Origin of the sequence: Empedobacter sp. UBA2044 (genome assembly GCF_002333005.1) — a bacterium.
GTDB classification, from domain to species: Bacteria; Bacteroidota; Bacteroidia; order Flavobacteriales; family Weeksellaceae; genus Empedobacter; species Empedobacter falsenii_B.
The window spans coordinates 699-7,251 of the sequence record NZ_DDBA01000008.1 but is presented as its reverse complement, the minus strand read 5'-3'; the positions used below and the strand labels follow the sequence as shown (position 1 = coordinate 7,251).

At 31.7% G+C, this 6,553-nt stretch carries 6 protein-coding genes; 2 read left to right on the top strand and 4 right to left on the bottom strand.

Annotated elements, in window-relative coordinates:
* Positions 1 to 56: 56 nt before the first annotated feature.
* A complete protein-coding gene (locus tag B4E59_RS01065; RefSeq protein WP_135835150.1) occupies positions 57 to 527 on the bottom strand; it encodes a DUF1810 family protein in 471 nt (156 codons plus the stop codon).
* Positions 528 to 590: 63 nt separating this feature from the next.
* Positions 591 to 2,363: an arginine--tRNA ligase gene (gene argS / locus B4E59_RS01060; RefSeq protein ID WP_291050793.1), complete on the bottom strand. Its 1,773-nt coding sequence runs from the start codon at positions 2,361 to 2,363 to the stop codon at positions 591 to 593.
* Between the two features lie 110 nt (positions 2,364 to 2,473).
* On the opposite strand from argS, the gene B4E59_RS01055 reads away from it, so the two are divergent.
* Positions 2,474 to 3,829: a DEAD/DEAH box helicase gene (locus B4E59_RS01055; protein WP_125349811.1), complete on the top strand. Its 1,356-nt coding sequence runs from the start codon at positions 2,474 to 2,476 to the stop codon at positions 3,827 to 3,829.
* A 28-nt stretch (positions 3,830 to 3,857) separates the two neighbouring features.
* Here B4E59_RS01055 and msrA read toward each other — a convergent pair whose 3' ends face one another.
* Together msrA and B4E59_RS01045 are read right to left on the bottom strand one after the other, a co-directional pair.
* Positions 3,858 to 4,391, bottom strand: coding sequence for a peptide-methionine (S)-S-oxide reductase MsrA (msrA, locus tag B4E59_RS01050; protein WP_038336125.1), 534 nt, complete (start codon positions 4,389 to 4,391; stop codon positions 3,858 to 3,860).
* A gap of 65 nt (positions 4,392 to 4,456) precedes the next feature.
* Positions 4,457 to 4,918 carry an Lrp/AsnC family transcriptional regulator gene (locus tag B4E59_RS01045; RefSeq protein WP_115001022.1) on the bottom strand — a complete coding sequence of 154 codons (462 nt, stop codon included), beginning with the start codon at positions 4,916 to 4,918 and terminating at the stop codon, positions 4,457 to 4,459.
* Positions 4,919 to 5,246: 328 nt separating this feature from the next.
* Between B4E59_RS01045 and metK the strand changes: the two genes are divergently transcribed.
* The gene (gene metK / locus B4E59_RS01040; protein WP_219035092.1) at positions 5,247 to 6,506 is read left to right on the top strand and encodes a methionine adenosyltransferase; all 1,260 of its coding nucleotides are present in this window, start codon (positions 5,247 to 5,249) and stop codon (positions 6,504 to 6,506) included.
* Positions 6,507 to 6,553: the final 47 nt, after the last annotated feature.

The window sequence follows — 6,553 nt, the reverse complement described above, 5'->3', positions numbered from 1 at the left end:
ACAAAATTTTGGACAGTGTCTAAATAAAAAATCTCGAGCAAATGCTCGAGATTTTTTTATTTATTCATTTGTTTCAATATACTTAATGTTTTTTTATCGACTTGATCTGCATAAAAAAACTTCAAAACATCTTTGATAATTTTTTCTTTCGGAACTATAAAGTTGAATAAAGTCAAACTTGATTTCAGTTTCATTGCATCATTTTTTCCGAAAATTAATTGCGGAATTACGCCTTTATGTTGCATTAATAATACAGATAAAACTTCTAAATAATTTCCCCAAAGTTCTTCATCTTTCACAAAAGCTCTCGCCTCTTCTTTTGAAGAAATCGAAAATTCTAATGACGAATCACTCGAACCTAATCCAACTAATTGAGGAAACATAAAAACAATCCAATTCGTTTGTTTTTTTCCTGCATGAACTTCCATTAAGATTTCATCATACACAAAACTTTGCGCATCGTGAAATCGTTTCAAATTAAATTTATCGTGAGGATCTTTTTGTTTCAGTAAATCTCCTATTTTCATATTGTAAAGTTAAAAAAATACCTCACCAAATTGATGAGGCATTTTATTTATTTTATAAGTCGATTACATTCTTTCTGGAACACCAATTCCTAATAAACGTAACGAATTCTGAATTGTATTTGCAACCCATTGAGAAAGATATAAACGGAAATTTTTCACGTTTTCATCTTCATTTTTCAAGATTGGATTGTTTTGGTAGAATGAATTAAATAATTTAACTAATTCATACACATAATTCGCAATCAAAGCAGGGCTCATTTCTGTTGCTGCTTTTTCTATCGTATCTTCGAAATCGTATAATGCACGAATAATTTCTTTTTCTGCATCATTCAATTCTATTGCATTTGCATCAAATTCTTTTGGGGATTCTTTTCTCAATAATGACTGAATACGCGCAAAAGTATATTGAATAAAAGGTCCTGTATTTCCATTAAAATCAACAGATTCTTTCGGATCGAATAAAATACGTTTCTTAGGATCTACTTTCAAAATGTAATATTTCAAAGCACCCATCGCAATTGTTTCGTACAACTCAGCTTTTTCATCATCAGACATTCCGTCTAATTTCCCTAATTCTTCAGAAATCTCTTTTGCTGTATTATAAACTTCTTGCATCAAATCATCTGCATCTACAACTGTTCCTTCACGAGATTTCATTTTTCCGTTTGGTAAATCAACCATTCCGTAAGACAAGTGATGTAAAGCATCAGCCCAAGAATAACCTAATTTTTTCAAGATTAAGAACAAAACTTTGAAGTGATAATCTTGCTCATTTCCTACAACATACGTTAATTCTTCTAACGTTGGATTATTTTTGAAACGCTCTACTGCAGTTCCTAAATCTTGTGTGATATAAACCGAAGTTCCGTCTGAACGTAAAACTAATTTTTCATCCAAACCTTCTGCAGTCAAATCAATCCAAACAGAACCATCTTCTCTTTTGTAGAAAACACCTTTGTTTAAACCATCTTCAACAATATCTTTTCCTAAAATGTAGGTATTCGATTCGTATAAATATTCGTCAAAAGCAACACCAAGACGTTTGTACGTTTTAGCGAAACCATCATACACCCAACCGTTCATTTTTTGCCAAAGCTCAATAACTTTTGGTTCATGTGCTTCCCATTGACGCAGCATTTCTTGTGCTTCTAAGAAAATTAGAGCTTCTTTTTTCGCTTCGTCTTCCGTTTTTCCTTGCGCTTCTAATTCTTTGATTTCTTGACGATAATGTTTGTCAAATTCCACATAATATTTTCCAACCAAATGGTCGCCTTTCATATTTGCAGATTCTGGTGTTTCACCATTTCCAAATTTTTCCCAAGCAATCATAGATTTACAAATGTGAATCCCACGATCATTAATAATTTGTGTTTTAATCACATTATTTCCTGCTGCTTCAATGATTTGAGAAACCGAAAATCCTAACAAATTATTACGGACATGTCCTAAATGCAAAGGTTTGTTTGTATTTGGCGATGAATATTCTACCATTACCGTTCTCGAATTTTCATCAACTTTTGTAATTCCAAAAGTTGAATTTTGAGCATTTTGAGTAAAATTTTCTAAAAATTCTACTGAACTTAAACTCATATTCAAGAAACCTTTTACAACATTAAACGCTGTAATTTTATTATTTTCAACCAAATTTTCACCGATTTTAGCACCGATTTCTTCTGGTTTACCTTTCAAAGTTCTGATTAATGGGAAAACAACCAATGTATAATCACCTTCAAACTCTTTCCTTGTAAACTGAATTTCAACAGATTCAGGGTTAATTTGATAAACGTTTTGAATCGCTTCTAAAACATTCTGCGTGATGTATTGTTTTAAACTCATTTTTATTCCTTTTTACTTAATCGAAATGCAAAAGTACGAAGTTTCAACGAATTTGAACGGATTGCACATTGAGTTTTTAAGAAGTCATCAAGAAAACTTATCTTTGCAAAATGAAAGCTACATTCGCGGATTTCGAATTAACAAAACAATTGAGTTCGGCTTTAGAAAAGTTGAATATCACAACCCCAACTCCAATTCAAGAAAAATCATTCAAACCGATTCTTTCTGGACGAGATATAATGGGAATTGCCCAAACAGGTACAGGTAAAACAATGGCTTACTTATTACCCTTGTTGAATACTTATCAATACTCTAAAACGAATCAACCAAAGATTGTTATTTTGGTTCCGACACGCGAATTAGTTGTTCAGGTTACCGATATTTTAGAGCAATTAACAGAGTTTATCAATGTTCGTGTTTTAGGAATTTATGGTGGTGTAAACATCAATACTCAAAAATTATTGGTGTATGAAGGCGTTGATATTTTGGTTGGAACACCAGGTCGTGTTTTAGATTTGGCGATAGACAATGTATTATCATTCAAAGAAATGAAGAAATTAGTGGTTGACGAATTTGACGAAATGTTGAGTTTAGGTTTTCGTCCGCAACTGATTCATTTATTTACAATGATGAGCGAAAAACGTCAAAACATTTTATTTTCTGCTACGATGACAGATCAAGTAGATGATATGTTACACGAATATTTCAAAAATCCTATTGAAATTTCCTTAGCTCGTTCAGGAACACCATTAGAAAAAATCACTCAATTGGCTATTCCAGTTGAGAATTTCAATACAAAATTGAATTTAATTGTTCATCAATTAGGAGACAAAGCAAAATTTGAGAAAGTTTTAATTTTCGCAAACAATAAAAAACATGCTGATTTAATCTTTAATCATTTAGATGAAATTTATCCAGATGAATTTGGAGTAATTCATTCTAACAAATCTCAAAATTATCGTTTGAGAACAATGGAAGCCTTTACCAGAGATGAATACCGAGGAATTATCACGACAGATATTATGGCTCGTGGTTTGGATATTCCTGATGTTACGCATGTTATCAATTTCGAAATTCCAGAAATTCCAGAACAATATATTCACCGAATTGGGCGTACAGGACGTGCGGATAAAAAAGGAGAAGCGATTTCTTATTTTTCTGAAAAGGAAATTGAACGTTTAGATGCTATTGAAGCATTGATGGATAAAGAGATTAACGAACTTCCTTTTCCTGAAGAGGACGTAAAAATAAATCCTGTAAAACGTGAATTTGAGAAAGATGTTGTAAAAATGAAACAACTTACAACTGTAAAAATTGAAGAACGTGGTGCAGCATTTCACGAGAAAAAAGATAAAAATAAAAAGGTGAATTTAGGTGGTCCTACAAAACGTAAACCACCAAAATCTAAACCTAAAAACCGTGGTCAGCAAAAACAGAAAGCGAAAGCACGTAAAAAAGGAAAATAAAATGAAAGCGACCAATTGGTCGCTTTTCTTATTTTAAAATCTGTTTGAATTTAGATTTAAATTTTGCAATTTTTGGTCCAACAACTGCCGAACAATATGGCTGATCTGGATTTTCATTGTAATAACCTTGATGATAATCTTCGGCTGGCCAAAATTTATCTAAAGGCTCTATTGTTGTAACGAATTTATCTTCATACAAAGTTCCGTTATCAAACTCTTTTAACGATTCTTCCGCTTGCTTTTTTTGTTCTTCTGATGTGTAAAAAATACTCGAACGATATTGTGTACCAACATCGTTTCCTTGTCTATTTAACTGTGTTGGATTATGTATATTCCAAAAAATTTCTAATAATTCTTTGTACGAAATCACTTCATTGTCAAAAGTAATTTCAACAACTTCCGCATGATTTGTATCTGTATCACAAACCTGACGATAAGTAGGATTTTCTACATTACCTCCTGCAAATCCAGAGATAGCTTGTTCTACTCCATTTATCGAATTAAAAATTCCTTCCACACACCAAAAACAACCAGCTCCTAAAACTGCTATTTCCTTGCTCATGTCTTCTCTATTTTTACTTATTCAATCAAAAAAAATTCTAATTTATCAGAACCATTCTTATATTTTTATACCAATTGGAAAGCGGTATCATCTTTTACATCACCAATAACAAAAGTACTGTGAGTACTACCAATTACCTTTATTGTTGTTAGTTTATTTACCATAAAATCTCTGTATTCGTCCATATTTTCGAAAGACATTTTGATAATGTAATCGTAATCACCACTTACATGATAACTCGCCTGAACTTCTTTTAAATTCACAATTTCGTTTTCGAAAATCTTGATGTTATCAGCAGAATGTTGTTGTAACTTAATATGGCTAAATACCAAAAGCTCTCTGTTAATTAATCTTCTATTTACAAGCGCAACATATTTAGAAATAATTCCTGACTTTTCTAATTTCTTGATTCTTTCATGAATTGCGGTTGACGATAAATTTAACTTATCAGATAATTCTTTATAGGTAATTTTACTGTTTTCTTGTAGATACATTAGCAGCTGTTGATCGAGAGTGTCAAATTTCATTTCAATTAATTTTTTTCTAAAGTAACAACATTATTTTGAATAATTATCTATATAGATTAAAAAAATTACTCATTTACAGAAAATATATTTATAATTTATTAAAACACACCGTTTTTTGTTCTATTCTAAAAAAGATAAAAAGTTAAACTCTATAATTTTTATATACTAATAAATGTTAAATATCTTTCATTATTCATATTATTCATTGTATATTTGAGCTCGAAAAATCGAGAGGAAAGATTTGACTGATTGCAACCTCATAAAACAATTGCTAAAACAGGACTTCAGTTTTCTCCTTCCCTCTATCATTTTAAAAAAAAGTATAGAAATGTCATATTTATTTACGTCAGAATCAGTTTCTGAGGGGCATCCAGATAAAATTGCCGATCAAATTTCTGATTCAATTCTTGACCACTTTTTAGCATTTGATGCAAAAAGTAAAGTAGCTTGTGAAACTTTAGTAACGACTGGACAAGTTGTTTTAGCAGGTGAAGTAAAATCTAATTCTTACATTGATTTACAACGTGTAGCAAGAGAAACAATTGCTGAAATTGGTTACACGAAAAGTGAATATATGTTCGATGCAAATTCTTGTGGAATTTTATCTGCAATTCACGAACAATCTCCAGATATTAACCAAGGTGTAGACAGACAATCTGACGAAGAGCAAGGTGCTGGTGACCAAGGAATGATGTTTGGTTATGCTACAAGCGAAACTGAAAACTATATGCCTTTGGCGTTAGATTTATCGCACAGATTATTGAAAGAATTAGCGCATATCCGTAAATACGAAAAAGATTTGTTACCATATTTACGTCCTGATGCTAAATCTCAAGTAACAATTGAATATGATAATGACAACAAACCTGTTCGTATCGATACTATTGTAATTTCTACTCAACATGATGACTTCGCAAACGAAGAAGCAATGAGAGATAAAATTACAAATGACTTAGTAAGTATTTTAATTCCACGTGTAAAAGCGCAATTACCTGTTCATTTACGCGATTTATTTACAGATAGTATTACTTATCATATCAATCCTACAGGGAAATTCGTTATTGGAGGACCTCACGGAGATACAGGTTTGACTGGTCGTAAAATTATTGTAGATACTTATGGTGGTAAAGGTGCTCACGGTGGTGGTGCTTTCTCAGGAAAAGATCCATCAAAAGTTGACCGTTCTGCTGCTTATGCTGCGCGTCATATTGCTAAAAACTTGGTTGCAGCTGGTGTTGCTGACGAAGTTTTAGTACAAGTTTCTTATGCAATTGGTGTTGCTGCTCCAGTTTCTTTATTAGTAAATACTTTCGGAACTCAAAAAGTTGAGTTAACTGAAGGAGAAATTTCTACAAAAGTTTCTGAAATCTTTGATATGAAGCCTTTCGCTATCGAACAAAGATTAAAATTAAGAAACCCAATTTACAAAGAAACTGCATCTTACGGACACTTAGGTAGAGAACCAAAAATAGTTTCAAAACGCTTTGAATCTGCTAATGGACAGGATGTTGTTGAAGTTGAAGTTGAATTATTCACTTGGGAAAAATTAGACTTCGTAGATCAAATTAAAACAGCTTTCGGATCATAATCTGAAATTTTAAATCATACTAAAAAATCCACTCAATATTGAGTGGA

Bases quoted from the DNA above. Each gene is read 5' to 3' on its own strand.
- B4E59_RS01065 (WP_135835150.1), bottom strand. From the start codon at position 527: ATGAAAATAGGAGATTTACTGAAACAAAAAGATCCTCACGATAAATTT.
- argS (WP_291050793.1), bottom strand. From the start codon at position 2,363: ATGAGTTTAAAACAATACATCACGCAGAATGTTTTAGAAGCGATTCAA.
- B4E59_RS01055 (WP_125349811.1), top strand. From the start codon at position 2,474: ATGAAAGCTACATTCGCGGATTTCGAATTAACAAAACAATTGAGTTCG.
- msrA (WP_038336125.1), bottom strand. From the start codon at position 4,391: ATGAGCAAGGAAATAGCAGTTTTAGGAGCTGGTTGTTTTTGGTGTGTG.
- B4E59_RS01045 (WP_115001022.1), bottom strand. From the start codon at position 4,918: ATGAAATTTGACACTCTCGATCAACAGCTGCTAATGTATCTACAAGAA.
- metK (WP_219035092.1), top strand. From the start codon at position 5,247: ATGTCATATTTATTTACGTCAGAATCAGTTTCTGAGGGGCATCCAGAT.